Raw genomic sequence first — 1,029 nt, 5'->3', positions numbered from 1 at the left:
TTCGTGCACCTCAAAACTCACATTGTTCGATGCCTGCACGTACTCACGGCGGCTTTCAAACAAAGAGTCCTTAGTCACAAACCTTAGGTTGACGTTTTTCACATCCAACAACGGGCCAGTGTACTCGCGCTGATCTTGGCTTTGACCAAGCCAGTGATTCTTAATGTCCAGCGACTTCATTTCTGTCGCTTCTTCGATGTAACTCACCAGAGGGAAACGATCGAGCTTTCTGTCTGAGCGAGGAACCGCCGAAATCAAGCTGCGCGTGTATGGGTGATCTGGGTTACCCAACACTTTTGCCGTTGGCCCAAACTCAACAAGATCGCCACGATACATTACCGCCACGCGGTCTGTAACGTTTGAAACCACCCCCATGTCGTGCGTAACCAACATACAACCAACATTGTTCTGGATACACAACTCACGGATAAGATTCAGGATTTGGTCTTGGATTGATACGTCCAGTGCCGTGGTTGGCTCATCGGCGATGATCAGATCTGGCTCACCAGCCAAAGCGATCGCGATAACCACACGCTGACGCATACCACCAGAAAACTGGTGAGGATACTGTTTAAGACGGTTTTCAGGCTGAGGGATGCCGACTTGCTGCATCAGAGACAACGCGCGTTGATACGCCTCGTCGTCAGATACTTTCATGTTGGCATGAATGGTTTCTTTTAGCTGCTGCTCAACCGTAAACAAAGGGTTAAGAGAGGTCATAGGGTCTTGGAAGATAAAACCAATCTTCGAGCCACGCACCTTACGCATCGCTTCTGGTGTTAAGCCAGAGATTTTTTCACCATCCAAAAAGACATCGCCACTGGCAACGCGTCCCGGAGGGCTCAGCAAATCGATAACGGCGTTACCAACGGTGGACTTACCCGCACCGGATTCGCCAACAACACCCACGATTTCACCTCGTTCAATATTAAACGAAAGTGATTTCACGGCCGCGTGAACGCCGTGTCGGGATGGGTATTCAATACGAAGGTTTTTCACTTCTAATAGTGACATTTCAGACCTCTACTG

The 1,029-nt window shown here is 49.4% G+C and carries 1 protein-coding gene; it reads right to left on the bottom strand.

Translation table 11 applies throughout. From position 1 onward, the window contains the following. A partial coding sequence (locus tag R8N28_RS27170; protein WP_318183909.1) for an ABC transporter ATP-binding protein occupies nt 1-1,014 on the bottom strand: 1,014 nt, incomplete at its 3' end. Nucleotides 1,015-1,029: the final 15 nt, after the last annotated feature.

It is taken from the genome of Vibrio sp. Vb1554 (genome assembly GCF_033344235.1).
Note: the sequence above shows the minus strand (reverse complement) of the source record. Positions and strands in the feature narration are given on the sequence as shown.